We start from the raw sequence: 19,653 nt of genomic DNA on the forward strand, positions 1-19,653 counted from the left end.
CATGTTGGTACAGTTTTTCTTCAAATTACGAGAATACCGCTTACCAGTGAGCCTAAGAGAGCTACTCGATTTAATTAACGCTTTAAAACAAGGCGTTATATTTGCTGATGTAGACGCGTTTTATCATTTAGCGCGCACTATTATGGTAAAGGACGAAACCCATTTTGACCGGTTCGATAAAGCCTTTAGCGATTACTTTAGCGGTATTGCCGACTTAGACCTGCTCGAGAGCTTAAAACAGCAACACAATTTACCTGAAGATTGGTTGCGTAAAGAGTTTGAAAAGCACCTAAGTGATGAAGAAAAAGCCCAACTAAAAGCCATGGGCGGGCTCGACGAGCTAATGAAAACCCTAAAAGAGCGCCTAGAAGAACAGCAAAAACGCCACGCTGGCGGCAATAAGTGGGTAGGTACAGGCGGCACCTCGCCTTTTGGTGCATACGGCTATAACCCTGAGGGTGTGCGTATTGGTCAAGACGGCAACCGTAATCGCCAAGCAGTAAAAGTGTGGGATAAGCGCGAATACAAAAACTTAGATTCCGACCGTGAAATTGGCTCTCGTACCATAAAGCTGGCACTTAAAAAACTACGCAAATTTGCTCGTACTGGCGCAAGCGACACCCTTGATTTAAACGAGACTATTCGCGCGACCGCCAAGCAAGGCGGCATGCTCGATGTAAAAATGGCACCCGAGCGCCACAACGCGGTAAAAGTATTAATGCTGTTTGATATTGGCGGCTCAATGGATGATTACATTCACACCTGTGAAGAGTTATTTAGCGCCGCCCACAGCGAGTTTAAACATTTAGAGTTTTACTACTTTCATAACTGTTTATACGAACACGTTTGGCAAGATAACCAACGCCGCCACTCAAACGTTATTGACACCATGACACTGATCAACAAGTTTACCAGCGACTACAAAGTAATATTTGTTGGCGATGCCACTATGGGCCCATATGAAATTGCCTATCCTGGCGGCTCAGTAGAACATTGGAATGAAGAACCCGGCAGTGCATGGTTAAACCGAATCACTAATCACTTTGATAAAGTCGCGTGGCTCAACCCACAACCGGTTGAGCATTGGCCGTACTATCAATCAATTGACTTTATAAAGCAGCTAATGAATAACCGCATGTACCCGCTGAGTTTAGATGGGATAAGTAGCGCGATAAAAGAGCTGAGTTAGATGTTAATTTACGACAGCTCAGTGCTAACAGCAGAGCTTCAGGCGTGAACCTGTAACTTTGTTGGGTGGCGCCTTCGGCTTAACCAACCTACCTTTTGATGTAGGTCGGATAAGTGGCGAAGCCACGCCATCCGACAAAATGATGGATGTACCAGAAACAATCCGATGCACCGCGTTAATTGTATGCAAGCCAAACTCCTCTCATACTTGTGGTTATTTAGAAATAGTAGTTTCTTTTATGGTCGTAATTTTTAAGTTATCTTTAACTCTTTAAACTCTTCATATATTTTAAAGACTTCACCTATTATTGAATTACGTTTAGCTCCTAGGAGCTTTGGCATCCTATGAAATAGTGATCCTCTTCGTTTGTAATCCAAGCCAGGATAGTGCGATATAAACTCGTTTTTATTATTAACTACGTAATCACACTTTATTTCTGAGCTACTCATTTTTTTAACTGTATTTATATAAAAATCAGCTCTCAACTCGTAATTAAGAATTGCGTCCCTTAACTCTTCTAAAATACAAATTAAACGTTTAGTTTTAGTGCCTAGTAATATTTCTAAGTATGTACTCATAGAAAAAATATTAGCTGACTCTGCACTTAGCTGATGGTATCGGATAGAAACTTCTTCTTCAAACAGCTTTAATTTATTCTCAAGCTCTTGGATTTCATGGATTACTCCGGGTCTTTTTAAATCTTCTTTAACTTTACGATCCAACTTAGCAAATAGTAAATAAGCCTCATCGGCCATCTCAAGAACAAAATTAGGCAAAGATTGTACCTGTGTACTGAAAAACTCTCTAAACTCTTTAACACCTTGATTATGCCTAAATAATATAAATTCTCTTACAGCAACAAGAGCAGCTATAACTGTAGCCATTCCACCAGAAAAGCTTCCAAAGTTTGCTAAAATATTACTGGACTCTCCCTTTGCTGATAAAATTATAAATAAGCCGTATAAAAGAATTGCTATTGAAAGCCACAGAGCAAACCAAAAAAAGTAATGTATATAAAATCGACCTACTTTTACTTTTAGACGCTTGAACATTTAACATTTCCCTTAGATGCAATCTTAGTAACATAACATGATCTCGGTTCCACTTCATGAAGCTAAAGTGTCAAATATTGACTTCATACATCATGATTTTTGACTATCGACTTCACGAACTGAACCGCCATACAGATAATATATACGTCCTATGACTATGGAACCTTACTTTCTCGTTCATTTTTACTCAAAGCGCTTTACTCATAAACAAGCTGTACGGATCTAGCTCATAATCACCAAACGGTTCACACTCTTTAAAACCAAATTGGGCGTAGAGCTTTTGTGCGGGCAAAAATGCCTCTGCTGTTCCAGTTTCTAAACTTAGCTTTTTGTAACCTCGCAGTGTTGCTCGCTCAATAATATGCGTAAGTAATTTAGCGGCTATGCCTTGGCGTAAATAGTTACTTGAGGTACGCATTGATTTAATTTCGCCATGAGTTGTATTGAGCGCTTTTAATGCACCTACACCCGCTAAATTATTATCAATCCATAAGCTATAAAATGTTATGTTGGGCTGAGTGAGTTTACTCACATCAAGTGCATGTACGCTCTCAACAGGTGAGTGCTTTAGCATATCGTTATGATGCGCTTGTAGTAACTTTATAACGTGTGGGTTTGAAATATCGCCTGTTTTTATTTCCATTTACAGCTCATTTTTTCGTGTATTAATATTTAATATAAAGCGCTAATAACTTTATATTTAACTCATCATGACTAGAAGCTAAAACGCTACCGACTGATTTCGAGTGTTCTAAGTCCCCTATTCGCATTTCAAACCTTTTATTATCAAAACTATCAATAAAAATATGTACTTCTTTATCCTCATCATAAAATGATGCGAAGTTGTCTGTAATGAGCATATTAAATATCATAGTTTCCCCCTTGTAGATTAAACATAAAATAATGATCCCCTAGGACAATTTAAAGTTACAAGGCTTATAACGAAGGATTGCTATAAATTTTAAAATATTGATAAAAAATATTCTTTCTCGAAACTCCTTTAAGTGAAGAAATTAGTGGAAATAAAAATCTCTTGCTATCTAGTATTTCTATTTTCCATTCAGTATCGCCAATAAAATGAAAAGTTAACGTGTTCGAGTTTTGAATATTATAATTTCGAAAAGATCCCGTTGAATACATGCTACCAATCGTAGCTGAATCAACAATATCAAGGCGCTCATTCAAGAGGTGGATATGAAGCATATCCTCGTAAAGAGTGTCATCCGTCATAAAGACAAGGTATTTACAACCTGCTTTAATACAAAGTTCCAAACAAGTACCATCAACAACTTTATCTGTTTGCGTATTATTTAAAAAGATACAGCTCTGTTCTGGAGACTTAGGAATTGTCTTAAATACTTGGCTTTCAAGTATGATCATCTTTTTCACCTAGCTATTACTTTTGACAGGCCAATTCTCGCCCACCGCAGGCTATCGCGGTCTACAACAGTCGGTATTTATGCAGAGGTTGTTTGATTTGTACCTTTCACCTTGAACCTTTCACCTTGAACCTCGAACCTCGAACCTCGAGTATAAAATCACACCATCTTCCACACTACAAACGCAACAGCAAAGCCAACCAAGTACACCAAGCCTAACCAGGTTAAGCTACGCAAAAGTAGGCTGTATTTAATCGCAGGCTCTGATCGAACTAGGCTGAAGTTAAGCCATGCAAAAACCGGTGTGGTTACAAAAGCAAGTGTCATTGCAAAGGTAAGCATAGGGCCAAGGGCTGATTTAAAAAATAAAATAACCGCCATACCGGCCAATGCTTGCAGTATAAGCCACGTATTTAAGCTGTGTTTAGATTGCTTAAAACCAAGTAATTTGTGTGATTCGTTAAGTGTGCGGGCGTAACCGTCAAGTACGGTGAGTGTGGTGCCAAACATACACAAAAACGCGATGGCTGATACCAAAGGCCTTGCCCACTCGCCTATTGTTGATGCGTACATATCAATCAGCTGTTTAGCAAACGCTACACCACCGAGCTCTATATTACTGTTTTGCCCATATTGCACTAACGCACCTAAACTAAAAAATACCAGCGCAAGCCCGGCGGTTAACCAATAACCTAGATTAAAATCGAATAAGCCTTGGTTTTTAGTCACATTTTGCTGAGCTTGTTTTTCTTTAAGCCACAACGAGCTCAGTGCCGATATTTCAATAGGCGCTGGCATCCAGCCCATTAAGGCAACCATAAAGCCTAACATGGCAAGTTCATATGGTGAGGGGCCAACGTAGCTTACAGGCGCTACAGGGCCGTTATTTATAGCAATAACCAATGCAGTGATGGTTGCTATAGTAAGTAGCCCCATAATAGCTTTTGCTACGTTATCGAGCGCTTTAAAATGCCCCAGTAATAATATAATTAAACACACGGCCAATATTACCCAACACAATAAGGTAACAGGAATGCTAATAGGTAATGCGTAGTGTAATAAACTCGCCGTAAGCAGCAATACGCCCGCAGTATTTACCACAGCGGCGATAATATTCAGGGCAATAAAACTGTAAAAATACCCAGGCCCTTGGTTTTTATACCCTTCTACTAAACTATTTTTGGTGGCGAGTGTGTATTCCATACCAAAACGAAAAAACGGGTACTTTAAAACGTTAACCACCACAATAAGCCAAAATAGCTGCCAGCCAAATAATGCGCCTGCTTGAGTAGAGGCCACCAAGTGTGAGCCACCAATGGCAGCGGTTGCCATTAAAATACCTGGGCCGAGCGCCCCTAACCGAGACTTCCATGTGTTTTGTGTGTACTGCATTAACTTCTCAAATTTGGTGTGTTATGTGCTTTTATTATTAATTTTTATCATTAATAAACTGTGTGAATGCATAACTTACCTAATTTACAGGCAATAAAAAAGAGCCCTTAGGCTCTTTTTAAAAATAACACATTGTTAGTTATTAATTTAAATCCATCTCTTGGATGATTTCATGTGCTATTTCAGGTGTGGTACTTACAGGCTTTTCATGTAAGTTCGCTTTTATTTGCCCTTTACGATGCTTTAGTGCGGCATCGAGTTTTTTAGCTGCGCTGGAAATGGCTGGGTACATAACCTCGTTTTCCCCTTTAACCGATATTCGCGCACCTTCATAATTAGTACTAATTTCTGCTTGGAACTTGTGATGCTCTTTTGAAAGAATAATGTCGAGCGCTATCAATGATGGAAAATGACTCTCAATTTTAGAAAACTTTTCGTTAATGTGTTCTTTAATAGAATCAGTAACGTCAACATGGTGACCAGAAAGATTAATTTTCATAGGGTATCCTTTTTTATGTTACCTCATAGTTAGTATTGGGGGCTAAACGAATTAACACAAGAGAAAATAGCTAAATTTAGCAATTATTTATTACCCTACCTGATTTAGATCATTCATTTAGCATTAAGTATGCAAAAAGCCGCGTGATAGCGGCTTTTCAGAGGTGCTGATAATTCAACCAATTATGTAATTAATCTGTGTATGAACAACAATAATCTGCAAAATCACTTACTTTTACATGAAAGCTGACATTAGCATCAACATTAAATGACTCACCCGCATTAAATGTTTTCCACTCGCTTTCACCTGGTAATAACACATCCCACTGCCCTGCAAGTAATTCCATGCACTCTTTTTGGTTGGTATTAAACTCAAATTCACCGGGTTGCATAAAACCCAAGGTTTTCGCTTCACCATTTCCTAAAAGCACAGTTCGGCTTGATACTTTGCCATCAAAATATACATTGGCTTTTTTAACCACACTAACGTTATCGAACTTTGGCATGTTAACTCCTGTTATTAATTTATAATTTTGTTACCTTCACAGTGCCTGATACACAAAAACCTTGCAAGTTAAGTGCTGTGAAAATTACTCACTTAGCAGCCAAAAGATTAAAAATGAACGACTTTATAGGGGAATTTGCTTCGAGCAACGGGCTAAACTTTTCGAACAGGTCTTTTAATGATTTGTGCACAAAGAGGACTATGAGACGCTACGCTTTAGAGAAGTGATCAAACAGCAGAATTGACTTTGTAATTTAGGTTTTGTATTGCCTCATTTTCTTCTCATTTACTTCTCTGTGTTCAAATAAATTTTTAATGATTTATGCACAAAGAGGGCTAGAAACACTGCGCTTTAGAGGCAGTGATAAAAGTACAACTCATAAAAAAGCCCGCCCTGTTATACACAGCGCGGGCTTTTAAATGTTAAAGCAGTCGCTTAAAACAATGCGTTAGCTTTGTTAACGATGTTTTCTACGGTAAAGCCGAAGAATTCAAATAGCTCGTTAGCTGGAGCCGACTCACCAAAGGTGGTCATACCGACTACGGCGCCATTTAGACCTACGTACTTGTACCAGTAATCAGCAATACCCGCTTCAATCGCTACGCGACGTGAAACGCTTGCTGGTAATACGCTTTCTTTGTACTCAGGCGATTGATCTTCAAACGCATCAGTACACGGCATAGATACAACTCGTACCTTTTTACCCTGCGCACGTAGCTCTTTCGCAGAGTCTTGCGCTAGTTGTACTTCAGAGCCAGTAGCAATAAGAATAAGCTCTGGGTTGCCGTCACAACTTAGGATGTAACCACCCTTTTTAACGTCGCTTAATTGCTGTACATCACGTGCTTGTTGCTCTAAGCCTTGGCGAGTAAAGATTAATGATGTAGGACCGTCTTTACGCTCAATAGCTTGTTGCCATGCAATTGCCGACTCAACTTGGTCACATGGGCGCCAGTTGTAAAGGTTAGGCGTTAAACGCATGCTGGCAATTTGCTCTACTGGTTGGTGAGTTGGACCATCTTCACCTAAACCAATTGAATCGTGCGTGTATACAAAAATGCTTGGTTGCTTCATTAATGCAGCCATACGAACCGCGTTGCGTGCGTATTCCATAAACATTAAGAACGTTGCACCGTAAGGGATAAAGCCTTTATGAAGTGCAATACCATTCATAATTGCCGACATACCAAACTCACGCACACCGTAGTAAACGTAGTTACCACTTGCATCGTCTGCCGTTAAGCCTTTAGAGCCATCCCAAATTGTTAAGTTTGAACCTGCTAAATCGGCAGAGCCACCCATAAACTCAGGTAGTAACGGACCAAATGCGTTTAATGCATTTTGTGATGCTTTACGTGATGCTGGGTTTGCTGGGTTTGCTTGTAACTGCTCAATATACGCTTGTGACTTTTCAGCCCAATCAGCAGGTAAATCTGAATTTGTACGGCGTTTGTATTCTGCTGCTAGCTCTGGGAATGCTTGCTCGTATGCGGCAAATTTTTCGTCCCAGCTTGCTTCAAGCTGTTGGCCTTTTTCTTTGTTATCCCACTGTGCATAAATGTCAGCAGGGATTTCAAATGCATCACCCGTCCAACCTAAGAACTCGCGAGATGCTTTAATTTCGTCATCACCTAATGGTGCACCATGACAGTCGTGGCTACCTGATTTATTAGGTGAGCCATATCCAATTACTGTTTTACAACAAATTAGCGTTGGTTTGTCAGTCACGCTTTTGGCTTCGCTAATTGCAGCACTTACAGCATCGCTGTCGTGGCCATCAACGTCGCTAATTACATGCCAGCCGTATGCTTTAAAACGTGCTGGGGTGTCATCGCTAAACCAGCCTTCAACTTCACCGTCGATTGAAATGCCGTTGTCATCCCAAAATGCCACTAACTTGCCTAGGCCTAATGTGCCAGCAAGCGAACAGGCTTCATGAGAAATACCTTCCATTAGACAACCATCACCCATAAATGCGTAAGTGTGGTGATCAACAATGTCATGGCCTTCACGGTTAAATTGAGCGGCTAATGCTTTTTCAGCAATTGCCATACCTACGGCATTTGTGATCCCTTGACCTAATGGACCCGTAGTGGTCTCAATTCCTGGCGCGTATCCATATTCTGGGTGGCCTGGTGTTTTAGAGTGCATTTGGCGGAAGTTTTTAATTTCGTCCAGTGGTAAATCATAGCCACTTAAATGCAATAGAGAATAAATTAGCATTGAACCGTGACCATTTGAGAGTATAAATCGATCTCGGTCAGCCCACTCTGGATTTGTTGGGTTATGTTTTAGATAATCGCGCCATAATACTTCTGCGATATCAGCCATGCCCATAGGGGCTCCAGGGTGACCAGATTTGGCCTTTTGTACTGCGTCCATTGACAAGACGCGAATAGCATTTGCAAGTTCTTTGCGAGATGGCATGAATTCTCCTACCTTTATATGTATTTGCGCGGGTATTTATATACCTCCATTCTTACTTATTGTAGGGGCTGTGTGCAATTAAAAACCCATAAAAATAGGACATTATGAATATTTTTTAAGAACCTTTTACTATTATATATTTTATTTAGACGTCTAGGCGTAAAAAAACTATGCAAGTTCGCTTGTTTTAGATAAAATACGCGCCTTAATTTTTTAGCGCTAATACCGACGTTTGTGAAGCGCAATATTTGTGAGCATAATTACAATGGCAAAACATTTATTTACTTCTGAATCTGTTTCTGAAGGTCATCCGGATAAAATCGCCGATCAAATTTCTGATGCGGTACTTGATGCTATCCTAGAGCAAGACTCTCATGCCCGTGTAGCGTGTGAAACTTACGTTAAAACCGGTATGGTTATGGTTGGTGGTGAAATCACGACTAGCGCATGGGTTGATATCGAAGAAATTACACGTAAAACAGTACGTGAAATTGGTTACACACACTCAGATATGGGCTTTGATGCCGATTCGTGTGCAATTTTAAACACTATTGGTAAACAGTCTCCAGACATTAACCAAGGTGTTGACCGTACAAGCCCTGAAGAGCAAGGCGCTGGCGACCAAGGCTTAATGTTTGGTTACGCATGTAACGAAACTGAAGTATTAATGCCTGCTCCAATTACTTATTCTCACCGTTTAGTGCAGCGTCAAGCTGAAGTTCGTAAAAGCGGCGAGCTTAACTGGTTACGTCCAGATGCAAAATCACAAGTTACATTTGCATACGAAAATGGCAAGCCAGTAGGTATTGATGCCGTTGTACTTTCTACTCAGCACAGCGAAGATGTATCGCAAAATGACTTAGTAGAAGCGGTAATGGAAACAATTATTAAGCCAGTACTTCCTGCTGAGCTTATTACTAGCGCAACCAAATTTTTCATTAACCCAACAGGTCGTTTTGTTATTGGTGGCCCAATGGGTGACTGTGGTTTAACTGGTCGTAAAATCATTGTAGATACATACGGTGGTATGGCTCGTCACGGTGGTGGTGCTTTCTCTGGTAAAGATCCATCAAAAGTTGACCGCTCAGCGGCTTATGCTGCACGTTACGTTGCTAAAAACATTGTTGCTGCAGGCCTTGCTGATAAGTGTGAACTTCAAGTGTCTTACGCTATTGGTGTTGCAGAGCCTACTTCTATCAGTGTTGAAACATTTGGCACAGGTAAATTAGAAGAAGCGCGTTTAATTGAATTAATTCGTGAACACTTTGACTTACGCCCTTACGGTCTAATTCAAATGCTTGACCTTGAGCGCCCTATTTATCTTCCAACAGCGGCTTACGGCCACTTTGGTCGTGACGAATTCCCATGGGAACGCACAGATAAAGCAGACGCACTTCGCTCAGCAGCTGGTCTATAAGCCACTTAGCTAATATTTAAACGGCCCTTTTTAGGGCCGTTTTGCTATGTGTACTAAGTTAGTCGTAAAACAGTCTCGAACTGTTTAACATTTTAGGTATATACTCTGCTTATACAATAAAGCGTATTAGGGATAAAAAATGGCCGACAATTTTCGTGTTATATTTGTAGGACTTGCAGAAGGCGCAGACAGCCAAGCAGTGACCACTGCACTGACAGAAAAGCTGAAAACCTCGCCAGAAAAAGTGGCTGCTTTTTTTGATGGCAAACCGTTATTTGCCCCTTGCCCCAAAGATAAAGCACTCAAGCAAGCTAAGTTACTTTCAACGCTGGGGATTAAAAGCAAACTTCAGCAAGCTGCGGCTATACAAACGGCACCTCAAACAGCTTACGACAGCCAGCGAGATCAGCGCTTATTTGACGCCCTAGATTACATTACCAGTAGCCTAATTCGACTTGAAGAAAAACTAGAAGATATTGAGCAACGCCTCCCTGAAGTTGAATTATCATTACCTGATGAAAATAATGAAGTATGGGAAGATGACGATTTAATGCTTGATGAGCCCCTCTCTACTGAGCCCAAAAAACGCGGCAACCTTGTTTTATATTCGCTGATTTCTACAGCCGTAATATTGCTTATTGTACTTGCTATGTACTTATTATTTCCTAATTTATTCTCTTTTTAATTACGGTTAAGTTATTTAATGAGTAATAATCGCGCACAAATAAGACACGATATTCGTAAAGCACGTAATAACCTATCAAAAAAACAGCAAGAATTAGCCGCCGAATCGCTTAAAGTGAATTTTATTCAACACTTAAAAAGCATAAATTCGGCCAAAAAAAGTCATATCGCGCTTTATTTAAGTAATGATGGAGAATTAGATACCTCATTGTTAATTAATGAATTATGGAACACTGACCAGGCTATTTACTTGCCCGTAATTCATCCATTTAATGGGGCTAATTTACTATTTCAACGCTATGAAAAAAACTCACCCATGAGAGCAAATCGCTATGGTATCTTGGAGCCTAAGTTGAACTGCTCTCAAATATGCCCCTTACCTGAGATTGATTACGTTTTAATGCCATTAGTGGCATTTGATAAATTTGGTAATCGCCTTGGAATGGGAGGTGGGTTTTACGATAGAACATTGGCACGTTTATACGAACAACACTGGCAACAACCGCAACTTATTGGCCTCGCACATGCGTGCCAACAAGTCGATGAGTTACCGATTGAATCGTGGGATGTACCACTAAAAACGATCATAACACCCGATAAAACCTACTGTTGGTAACAACTAATCTTGTAAACTAACAGCCTATTTTGACACCAATGAGCAGACAACAATGACACAAGATGAATTAAAAAAAGCAGCTGCGTGGGCTGCACTCGAGTTTGTAAAAGAAAACACCATAGTAGGTGTAGGTACAGGCTCAACCGTTAATCACTTTATTGATGCCCTAGGCACAGTTAAAGACACCATCGTTGGTGCAGTATCAAGTTCAGAAGCATCTACAGCGCGCTTAAAAGAGCTTGGCATAGAAGTGTTTGAGCTTAACGATGTAGCAGCACTTGATGTATACGTTGATGGCGCAGATGAAATTAACGCCTTAAATGAAATGATCAAAGGCGGCGGTGCGGCGCTTACCCGCGAAAAAATAGTGGCAGCTGTAGCAAAACAGTTTGTATGTATTGTTGATGATACAAAACTAGTCGATACCCTAGGAGTCTTCCCTCTTCCGGTTGAAGTTATTCCGATGGCACGTAGCTACGTTGCCCGTGAATTATTAAAACTAGGTGGTGACCCAGTTTATCGCCAAGGTGTAGTAACCGATAACGGCAACGTTATTTTAGATGTACATAATTTAAAAATTACCCATGCTAAACAGCTTGAAACACAAATAAATCAAATTGTTGGCGTAGTCACCAACGGCCTATTTGCAGAGCGCGGTGCTGATAAAGTAATTATCGGCACTAAAAATGGGCCACAAATTAAATAGGATATGGTTATGAGTAAGGTATCGTTAGCAAAAGACAAAATTAAAATTCTCTTGCTTGAAGGTGTTCACCAAAGCGCTGTTGAAACGCTAAAACGTAACGGTTATAGCAATATCGACTACGTTAAAACATCGTTGCCAGAGGACGAACTTATAGAGCGCATTAAAGATGTGCACTTTGTAGGGCTTCGTTCTCGTACTCATATTAACGAATCTGTATTAAACGCAGCTGAAAAGCTAGTTGCTGTAGGTTGTTTTTGTATTGGCACAAACCAAGTAGACTTAAACGCAGCGCGTGAGCGTGGTATTGCGGTATTTAATGCACCGTTTTCAAATACTCGCTCTGTGGCTGAGCTTGTACTTGGTGAAATATTGCTGTTATTACGTGGTATTCCACAGCGTAATGCCGCTGCCCATCGTGGCGGCTGGTTAAAAACAGCTAATGGCTCGTTTGAAGCACGCGGCAAAACCTTAGGTATTATTGGTTACGGTCACATTGGTACTCAGCTGGGTATTATGGCTGAAAATATTGGTATGAACGTGGAGTATTACGATATTGAAGACAAACTATCTTTAGGTAATGCTACACAAGTACATAACTTAACGCAGCTGTTGCAACGCGCTGATATTATTAGCTTACATGTTCCAGAGACACCGCAAACTAAAAACCTAATTGGTACAGCAGAGCTTGCCGTGATGAAGCAAGGGTCTATTTTAATTAATGCTTCTCGCGGTACTGTGGTTGACATTGACGCCCTAGCTGAAGCACTAACAGAGAAGAAACTTAGCGGTGCAGCCATTGATGTATTCCCAGTTGAGCCTAAATCAAACGATGAAGAGTTTATTTCGCCACTACGTGAATTCGACAACGTTATTTTAACGCCGCACATTGGGGGTTCTACTCAAGAAGCACAGGAAAACATTGGTATTGAAGTAGCAGGTAAACTCGCTAAGTACTCAGATAATGGCTCAACCATTACTGCAGTTAACTTCCCTGAAGTATCATTGCCTGAACTTGCTAACCGTAGCCGCTTGTTACACGTGCATCACAACCGCCCTGGCGTGCTAACGCAAATTAACCAAGCGTTTGCTCAGCACGGTATTAATATTGCCGCGCAGTACTTACAAACGGATGAAGCGATTGGTTACGTGGTTATTGACGTAGATACCGTTCAATCTGAAGTAGCACTAAAAGAACTTAGTGCCGTTGAGGGCACAATTAGAGCTCGTATTCTTCACTAAATAATCAGCTAAAATAATAAAAAGCCGTACTTGAATAATCAAGTACGGCTTTTTATTTATTGCCACTTTATTTGTATATTTTTGCTTAATGAGCTTTTTACTTGCAGATGATTAGCCTCAATTAATGCAGTTGTGTTCTCTGTAATCTGGGCAAATAAACCGTCCGCCTCGCAACTTATATTATCCAACCCTATCCATGCATTTCGATTGGAGTTCTTAGCGGCATATAAACAATGATCAGCAATGTCAACGACCCGCTCCCAACTCAATGCTTGAGGCCTATTGGGTAGAAATGGGTAGCTTGCAAACCCAATAGAGCAGGTTTTATTAATCGTTTCGCCATCACTAATTTTAAAAGTATGTTTTTCTATAGCCGCTCTAAGTCTTTCGGCTAATTCAGCGGCATTATTACGTTCTGAAAAACGTGCAACGACTAAAAACTCCTCTCCGCCCCATCTAACACAATAATCTAACTCTCTAAATATCTGCTTTAAAACGTCCTTTATCTGCATTAATACGGCATCTCCGGCAGTATGGCCATAAACATCGTTAACTCGCTTAAAGTGATCAATATCAATAAGGAAAAAAATTAGATCGGCATCTTTAATAGTTGCTAGTGTTTTTTGCTCGCTGTGTTCAAAGTATTTACGATTGACCAGCTCTATATCAGCAAGTAAGTTATTGGCTAAAAATCGTCTATTGTAGAGTCCGGTTAATTCGTCGATAACACTTAACTTTACTAACTCTGCATTCGCTTGTTGTAACCCTAAAGTACGCTCTGCCACTTTAAGCTCTAGTTGCTCGTTTACTTTTTTAATAAAGTGCACTTTTTTATATTGCGCGCGCACAAATAACCAAATAGCCAACACAACTAAGACTACATAACCGGTGTAAGCCCACCACGACAACCAGGGTGGCGGTAGCACTTTGATTTTTAATGCTGTAGCAGTTTCATTCCAAACCCCATAAGGATTACTCGCTTTAACACGTAAAATATACTCCCCAGTAGGTAAATTAGTATAAGTTGCACGACGGTTTTTATAATCCGTTTTTATCCACTCGTTATCTAAACCAGCCATTTGAAATGCATATTGGTTTTTTTTCGAATTAGAAAAATACAGACCACTAAACTCAAAAGTAACTAAGTTTTGCTTATGAGTTAACGTTATTTCAGAAGTACTGTGAATTGCTTTTTCGAGGCTATATCCAGATCTAATGTTATTCACAATCTCTGTTTGGGTAGCCGTTTTACGTTTAACTTCACCTACTGGTACCGACTTATTCGACAGCAACATATCAGTAAAAACCACCTTTGGAGGTCGACTATCAATTTTAATATCATTTGGATAAAAACGATTAAACCCGTTAATACCACCAAAAAACAACTCGCCCGTTTTACTTTTAAATGAGGCATCTGCATTAAATTCATTGCTCTGCAAGCCGTCGCTAACGTTATAATTTTTAAAGCGTTTTGTTTTAGTATTTAAGTGCGAGAGCCCTTGGTTAGTGCTCAGCCAAATACCAGTATTATCTTCTTCAATTCGGTAAATGACATTATTTGCTAAGCCATCTTCTTCAAAATAATGAGTGAAACTTCCCGTTGCCTTATCAAGTAAATTTAAACCACTGGCTGTCCCTACCCAAATATTACCTAAATGGTCTTCTTTGATTGCGTAGACGGTATTATGACTTAAGCTTCGAGGGTTAGTATCTTGATGAGTGAAGTGAGTAAACGTTTGTGTATCAGGATTAAAATGATTAACTCCTTTCCATGTACCTAACCAAAGGTGACCACGACGATCCTCGGTGATCACTCGGATGGTATCATCATTTAAACTATTACTATTATTTGGATCATGATTGTAGTGAACAAACTGCTCTGTAAGAGGATTAAAACGACTCAATCCTTGCCATGAGCCTAACCATAAATATCCATCGCGATCTTCTGTTATTACACTAATAGCTTCTCCACGAACACTATTTATATTACTTGGATCATGGCGGAAGTGCTTAAATTTCTCTGTTGAAGGATCAAAACGACTTAACCCTCCTTGATCGGCCCCAAGCCACAAATAGCCTTGCTTATCTTGGGTTATTGCGTAAATACGATCGTCGTTTAAACTGTTGCTGCTGGTGTCATCATGTCGATAATGAGTAAACTTCTCAGAAGCTGAATTAAATTTATTAAGCCCACCTCCCCATGTACCTATCCATAATGACCCCTCACGGTCTTGGGTAATTGCTCTGATCATATTATGGCTAAGGCTGTAAGGGTCTGTTCTTTGATGGTTGTAATGGGTAAACTGCCTAGCAATTGAATTTGAACGATTGAGACCTCCGCCGTCCATTCCTACCCACAAGTTATCATGCTGATCGTAAATAATTGCTCTAACAATATCGTTGCTTAAACTATTAGGATTTGTTGCATCATAACGATAATGAGTAAATTGTTTCTTGGTAATATTAAAATAATTAAGCCCACCACCTAGCGTAGCTAGCCATAGATTACCTTGTTTATCGGGCGTAATTGCATCGACATTGTTATCACTTAAACTGTTGTCGTTATTTGATTGATATTTATAATGGGTAAACTTTTTTTCTACTAAATTAAAATAACTTAAACCGCTACCACGTGTTCCTATCCACAAGTTATCTAAATCATCTATATGAATGGCACTAATAGTATTATTGCTAAGACTATTTATTTGATTAGGCTGATGACTATAATGGCTAAACAGTCCTGTTTTTGGACTGAAATGGTTAAGGCCCCCATTCCATGTTCCTATCCAAAGTGAGCCGTTATCATCCGAAGTTATAACACTAATCGCGTCATCGCTAATACTATTTTTAGTATCAGCTTGATGGCGATAATGAGTAAACTTTTTGGTACTGGGGTTAAACCGATTCAGGCCACCTTTATCTGTTCCAATCCATATATTGCCTTGCGAGTCTTGGGTAATAGCGTGCACTGAGTTATCGCTTAAACTATTTGCATCGTTTGGATCATGCATATAACGGATAAACCGCTCAGTAGTAGGATCAAAACGGTTAATACCACCTCCTCGTGTGCCTATCCATAATTCACCGTCTTTACCTTGAGTAATTACCTTAATATAGTTATTTGATAACGAATACAAATCATCTTTCTGTTTTTTAAAGACCTTAAACTCATAACCATCGTAACGCGCAAGGCCTTCCTCAGTTCCGATCCATAAAAACCCTTGCTGATCTTGTAAAATCGCTTTTGCACTACTTTGTGGTAACCCATTTTCTATTGATAAGCGCTCAAAACGCACAGCAGGACCTGCAGCTAATACAGATGGGATCGAAAACACAATAACAAGCCACATTATGCACAAATACTTTATTTTTTTACTCAAACAGAAAACTCCAATTACCAGGGGCTGTTGTATTTCAGAATTAAAACTTGTTTCACCGAGGGGAGACCTTATCACGCTACGAGTTGGTAACTTAGTAGGCGAAGAAAATAAGCAGGCAAAGCTGCAGCGTCAAGCCCATGTCCCTTAGCAGAATCCAAGCAATCACCTTTCATTTAAAATAGTAGGTTACTTTACAAATATATATAATATTTAATTAATAAAGACACAAAAAAGCGCGAGCTAAACTCACGCTTTCATTATTTAACATGTAAAGTCTGGTTAATAACTAGTGCTTATTTGCCTTTAACTTCTAAGTTTATAAACTTAACCAGCTCTTCAGGTTGCCCTGCTAATATCATTAGCTGCTGATTTACTTCCATCATGGTTTTACCTTCCGGTAGTTTAGCCGAGACACTAAGCGAATTTAGGCCTTTAGCAAAGTCAGTTAATGCTTGTGCTATTTCTTCGGTTACCGGCGCTTGCTGTAACTGTTGAGCCAGCATCATTTGCATTTGCTCTAGTGTCATACCTTGTTTGGCTAGCTCACTTTCTAGCAAGGTACTTAACTCACCTTGATTATCGAGCATTACACTCAAAGTACGTGGCTCTAACTTGCTCATTGCTTGCATAATAAGTGTTTGCTGTTGTAACTCTTGCTCATAAGTAAGCGGGGTATCACCTGCTGTTTGCTGAGCTTTGCTTATTTCTAGTGAAGCATCCATAAGCGCTTTAGAATTAGCCAGTCCCATATTCATATCAATGCTGGCAATATCGTTGGCGTGTAGTTTAACAACTATATCGCTGTTTCCAGATTGTTCATCGTAATCTAATGATGAGTGTAAATCATAACTGGCCGAGGCAAGTTGTGTATTTGTATCTGCTGGCAGTGTAGCGACAAAACCTTCATCAAATTGGAAATTCTTTAGTGTAAAAGCAGTATGTGGCGATATTTTATCGGTTTCGTAACCTGTTACTTCCACATGCTCAACTGTGGCAATATTTTTACCCTCAGGGCTAGTCACTTCTATATTGCTAATAGCAACACTATTTGAAATAACACTCGCCGATAGCTCTGCATAGTTAAAGCTTGCACCTGTTTGCTCGCTAACCAAAGCCAACTGCTTATCAACCTCAGCGCGTACCTCTTGGGTTGCTACATAGTTTGCATAGCTTACGCCACCCACACCTGCAGCAATAATCGCGGCTGTAATCACTAATTTCTTCATGTTATTTCCTTATTCTGTATATAAGCGGTATTACTCTAAATAGTAACATTGCTCGGCAGTCGCTGTAAGCGTTAATTTATTAAGCTAAGTAGCTCGTGCACTGTTTTAACTGGCGTTATTTTAGCACCTAGCCCTTCCATGGATTTATGGTAATTACGAAATGGGATAAATATTTCAGTAAACCCATGTTGCGCCGCTTCTTTAACACGGGGCACACCACTGTCGATTGGGCGTACATCACCATTTAAACTTAACTCTCCCATAATACAGGTGGTTCGTGGAACAACGAATTCGTTTAAACTACTCAAAAGTGCAGTAACAAGCGCTAAGTCAATACAGGTTTCTGATTCATCAATTTTTAAACCACCGACAATATTAAAAAACGTATCGTGGAATATTTTGGTTTTAGTGTGCTTACGTAAAATACCGGTAAGCATTTTAATCCGATTCATATTTAAACCAACACATACTCGCTGTGGAAACTCTGCCTCGGTTTCTGTGGTTAAACACTGAATTTCAAGTAGTAAATTACGATTTCCCTTACGAATACAGGTAATCGTCGACCCTGGTGACTCGGTGGTTGAACCCGATAAGAAAATTTCACTGGGGTTATCAACACTGAGCATTCCGCGTTCACACATTTTAAAAATACCGACAGTATCTATATCACCAAAGCGATTTTTATTAGCGCGTAGGGTGCGCACTTGACCATCGTTGGTATCAATATGTAACAGTGCATCAACTATATGTACTAGAGTTTGCGGGCCGGCTATTTCATTATTCTTATTTACGTGAGCAATAATAAACATAGTTACGTCGTTTTGCTTACAGTACTGTGTTAATGCCTGAGCAGCACTTTTCACCTGAGAAGGCGAACCAGGGCTACCATTTGCGGTATCGGTAACAACTGCTTGAATGGAGTCAATAACGGCAAATTTAATTTTGTTTTTATCAAGCTCTTCAATAATGGTTTCAACACTGGTCTCAGACAGTAAATAAAGTTCATCTTCGTTGTAATTAAGCTTTAACCGGTTAACCCTGTTTTTAAACTGCGACAGGGACTCCTCCGCAGTACAGTAAAGTGATGGCATACGCTGAGACATTCTTGCCACCAAATCAGATAGTAGTGTTGTTTTGCCCGCCCCCGGATCGCCAGAAATAATATTAACCGAGCCGGTGGTTACACCACCGCTTAGTACACGGTCAAGTTCGCCAATTTCAGTAAGCTGCTTTTCAGCCTCAGCGGTTGCTACATCATTAATTTTTTTAGAACCACCGCCAATGCCACCGGCATAACCACCTACACTGGCACGAGCAGCTACCTTTTTGTTTTGCCCTGCAGAGGGTTTAAACTCTGCTAAAGTGTTCCATGCGCCACAGCGACACTGGCCTTGCCAACGTTGATAGTTCATGCCACATTCTGTACAAACAAACTCTACTTTTGCCGCTTTAGCCATTTAAAACCTTACCTACTATTCTTTATTTTGAAATACACAGTGTTAAGCGCTTATTTTGCCATTGCTGGCTCTACCTTAGCAACAACGTCTTGTGGATCAGCGCATTTAGTATCACACTCACAGTATGCTAATGTAGTTTCACTTAACCTACTTTAGGGCATGTTTCTTGCTTTAAAAAACTAATTAACCCTTGCCAATTAATTGGCTATTAGAGAATAACAATAAATAACCTGAACTCTGGTTAAGATATTTACTAACATATTGAGTCAAAATAGATATTTGTGCTTATTTTTCTCTAGCTAGAGATTTTTAGTGAAAACAAGGCGAAATTACGCGTCAATAGCTCGCCTATTGCAAGTAAATTCAACGCAGTTAGCGCTGAAAATAGCTGCTTGAGATGGATTTATTATCCGGAGTTCAGGTTAAACACAAAGTATAGTTACGCATAGTATTATGGCCGCATTTGGCGGTTTTGCGAGATTCGA

The 19,653-nt window shown here is 39.9% G+C and carries 17 protein-coding genes; 6 read left to right on the top strand and 11 right to left on the bottom strand.

All coding sequences use genetic code 11. The features are described from left to right. Position 1 precedes the first annotated feature (1 nt). On the top strand, positions 2–1,189 hold the full coding sequence (locus tag P3J6_RS16765; protein ID WP_198523590.1) for a vWA domain-containing protein: 1,188 nt from the start codon (positions 2–4) through the stop codon (positions 1,187–1,189). Between the two features lie 251 nt (positions 1,190–1,440). Here the strand turns inward: P3J6_RS16765 and P3J6_RS16770 are convergent, their stop codons facing one another. From P3J6_RS16770 to tkt, 8 genes are all read right to left on the bottom strand, one after another. Continuing rightward, a complete protein-coding gene (locus P3J6_RS16770; RefSeq protein ID WP_198523591.1) occupies positions 1,441–2,241 on the bottom strand; it encodes a hypothetical protein in 801 nt (266 codons plus the stop codon). A 187-nt stretch (positions 2,242–2,428) separates the two neighbouring features. Beyond that, entirely contained in the window at positions 2,429–2,884 is a 456-nt protein-coding gene (locus tag P3J6_RS16775) for a GNAT family N-acetyltransferase (RefSeq protein WP_198523592.1), read from the bottom strand. A gap of 22 nt (positions 2,885–2,906) precedes the next feature. Beyond that, positions 2,907–3,113 carry a hypothetical protein gene (locus P3J6_RS16780; RefSeq protein WP_198523593.1) on the bottom strand — a complete coding sequence of 69 codons (207 nt, stop codon included), beginning with the start codon at positions 3,111–3,113 and terminating at the stop codon, positions 2,907–2,909. A gap of 64 nt (positions 3,114–3,177) precedes the next feature. Continuing rightward, complete coding sequence (locus P3J6_RS16785) at positions 3,178–3,621, bottom strand: hypothetical protein (RefSeq protein WP_198523594.1); 444 nt, start codon at positions 3,619–3,621, stop codon at positions 3,178–3,180. Positions 3,622–3,779: 158 nt separating this feature from the next. Next, positions 3,780–5,012, bottom strand: coding sequence for an NRAMP family divalent metal transporter (locus P3J6_RS16790; RefSeq protein ID WP_198523595.1), 1,233 nt, complete (start codon positions 5,010–5,012; stop codon positions 3,780–3,782). Between the two features lie 142 nt (positions 5,013–5,154). Next, on the bottom strand, positions 5,155–5,511 hold the full coding sequence (hpf, locus tag P3J6_RS16795) for a ribosome hibernation-promoting factor, HPF/YfiA family (RefSeq protein ID WP_008110321.1): 357 nt from the start codon (positions 5,509–5,511) through the stop codon (positions 5,155–5,157). 190 nt (positions 5,512–5,701) lie between these two features. Then, the gene (gene ppnP, locus P3J6_RS16800; protein ID WP_010387728.1) at positions 5,702–6,016 is read right to left on the bottom strand and encodes a pyrimidine/purine nucleoside phosphorylase; all 315 of its coding nucleotides are present in this window, start codon (positions 6,014–6,016) and stop codon (positions 5,702–5,704) included. Between the two features lie 435 nt (positions 6,017–6,451). Next, positions 6,452–8,443, bottom strand: coding sequence for a transketolase (gene tkt / locus P3J6_RS16805; RefSeq protein ID WP_198523596.1), 1,992 nt, complete (start codon positions 8,441–8,443; stop codon positions 6,452–6,454). A gap of 265 nt (positions 8,444–8,708) precedes the next feature. On the opposite strand from tkt, the gene metK reads away from it, so the two are divergent. From metK to serA, 5 genes are all read left to right on the top strand, one after another. Then, positions 8,709–9,860, top strand: a complete 1,152-nt coding sequence (gene metK / locus P3J6_RS16810; protein ID WP_198523597.1) for a methionine adenosyltransferase — start codon at positions 8,709–8,711, stop codon at positions 9,858–9,860. Between the two features lie 139 nt (positions 9,861–9,999). After that, positions 10,000–10,545: a hypothetical protein gene (locus tag P3J6_RS16815; RefSeq protein WP_198523598.1), complete on the top strand. Its 546-nt coding sequence runs from the start codon at positions 10,000–10,002 to the stop codon at positions 10,543–10,545. Between the two features lie 18 nt (positions 10,546–10,563). Continuing rightward, positions 10,564–11,160: a 5-formyltetrahydrofolate cyclo-ligase gene (locus P3J6_RS16820; RefSeq protein WP_198523599.1), complete on the top strand. Its 597-nt coding sequence runs from the start codon at positions 10,564–10,566 to the stop codon at positions 11,158–11,160. A 52-nt stretch (positions 11,161–11,212) separates the two neighbouring features. Beyond that, positions 11,213–11,866, top strand: coding sequence for a ribose-5-phosphate isomerase RpiA (gene rpiA / locus P3J6_RS16825; protein WP_198523600.1), 654 nt, complete (start codon positions 11,213–11,215; stop codon positions 11,864–11,866). Between the two features lie 9 nt (positions 11,867–11,875). After that, positions 11,876–13,105 (top strand): phosphoglycerate dehydrogenase, encoded by a 1,230-nt coding sequence (serA, locus tag P3J6_RS16830; protein ID WP_055013065.1) that lies wholly within the window; start codon positions 11,876–11,878, stop codon positions 13,103–13,105. A 56-nt stretch (positions 13,106–13,161) separates the two neighbouring features. On the opposite strand, the gene P3J6_RS16835 is transcribed toward serA, so the two are convergent. From P3J6_RS16835 to radA, 3 genes are all read right to left on the bottom strand, one after another. Then, positions 13,162–16,485, bottom strand: a complete 3,324-nt coding sequence (locus P3J6_RS16835; RefSeq protein ID WP_198523601.1) for a ligand-binding sensor domain-containing diguanylate cyclase — start codon at positions 16,483–16,485, stop codon at positions 13,162–13,164. Positions 16,486–16,778: 293 nt separating this feature from the next. Continuing rightward, a complete protein-coding gene (locus tag P3J6_RS16840) occupies positions 16,779–17,711 on the bottom strand; it encodes a hypothetical protein (RefSeq protein ID WP_138608762.1) in 933 nt (310 codons plus the stop codon). Between the two features lie 71 nt (positions 17,712–17,782). After that, positions 17,783–19,168 carry a DNA repair protein RadA gene (gene radA, locus P3J6_RS16845; RefSeq protein WP_008110304.1) on the bottom strand — a complete coding sequence of 462 codons (1,386 nt, stop codon included), beginning with the start codon at positions 19,166–19,168 and terminating at the stop codon, positions 17,783–17,785. Between the last annotated feature and the right edge of the window lie 485 nt (positions 19,169–19,653).

This window comes from Pseudoalteromonas sp. 3J6 (genome assembly GCF_903995135.1).
Classification (GTDB): Bacteria; Pseudomonadota; Gammaproteobacteria; order Enterobacterales; family Alteromonadaceae; genus Pseudoalteromonas.

Excerpts from the sequence above, each read along its gene's own strand:
- P3J6_RS16765 (WP_198523590.1), top strand. The coding sequence starts at position 2 with ATGTTGGTACAGTTTTTCTTCAAATTACGAGAATACCGCTTACCAGTG.
- P3J6_RS16770 (WP_198523591.1), bottom strand. The coding sequence starts at position 2,241 with ATGTTCAAGCGTCTAAAAGTAAAAGTAGGTCGATTTTATATACATTAC.
- P3J6_RS16775 (WP_198523592.1), bottom strand. The coding sequence starts at position 2,884 with ATGGAAATAAAAACAGGCGATATTTCAAACCCACACGTTATAAAGTTA.
- P3J6_RS16780 (WP_198523593.1), bottom strand. The coding sequence starts at position 3,113 with ATGATATTTAATATGCTCATTACAGACAACTTCGCATCATTTTATGAT.
- P3J6_RS16785 (WP_198523594.1), bottom strand. The coding sequence starts at position 3,621 with ATGATCATACTTGAAAGCCAAGTATTTAAGACAATTCCTAAGTCTCCA.
- P3J6_RS16790 (WP_198523595.1), bottom strand. The coding sequence starts at position 5,012 with ATGCAGTACACACAAAACACATGGAAGTCTCGGTTAGGGGCGCTCGGC.
- hpf (WP_008110321.1), bottom strand. The coding sequence starts at position 5,511 with ATGAAAATTAATCTTTCTGGTCACCATGTTGACGTTACTGATTCTATT.
- ppnP (WP_010387728.1), bottom strand. The coding sequence starts at position 6,016 with ATGCCAAAGTTCGATAACGTTAGTGTGGTTAAAAAAGCCAATGTATAT.
- tkt (WP_198523596.1), bottom strand. The coding sequence starts at position 8,443 with ATGCCATCTCGCAAAGAACTTGCAAATGCTATTCGCGTCTTGTCAATG.
- metK (WP_198523597.1), top strand. The coding sequence starts at position 8,709 with ATGGCAAAACATTTATTTACTTCTGAATCTGTTTCTGAAGGTCATCCG.
- P3J6_RS16815 (WP_198523598.1), top strand. The coding sequence starts at position 10,000 with ATGGCCGACAATTTTCGTGTTATATTTGTAGGACTTGCAGAAGGCGCA.
- P3J6_RS16820 (WP_198523599.1), top strand. The coding sequence starts at position 10,564 with ATGAGTAATAATCGCGCACAAATAAGACACGATATTCGTAAAGCACGT.
- rpiA (WP_198523600.1), top strand. The coding sequence starts at position 11,213 with ATGACACAAGATGAATTAAAAAAAGCAGCTGCGTGGGCTGCACTCGAG.
- serA (WP_055013065.1), top strand. The coding sequence starts at position 11,876 with ATGAGTAAGGTATCGTTAGCAAAAGACAAAATTAAAATTCTCTTGCTT.
- P3J6_RS16840 (WP_138608762.1), bottom strand. The coding sequence starts at position 17,711 with ATGAAGAAATTAGTGATTACAGCCGCGATTATTGCTGCAGGTGTGGGT.
- radA (WP_008110304.1), bottom strand. The coding sequence starts at position 19,168 with ATGGCTAAAGCGGCAAAAGTAGAGTTTGTTTGTACAGAATGTGGCATG.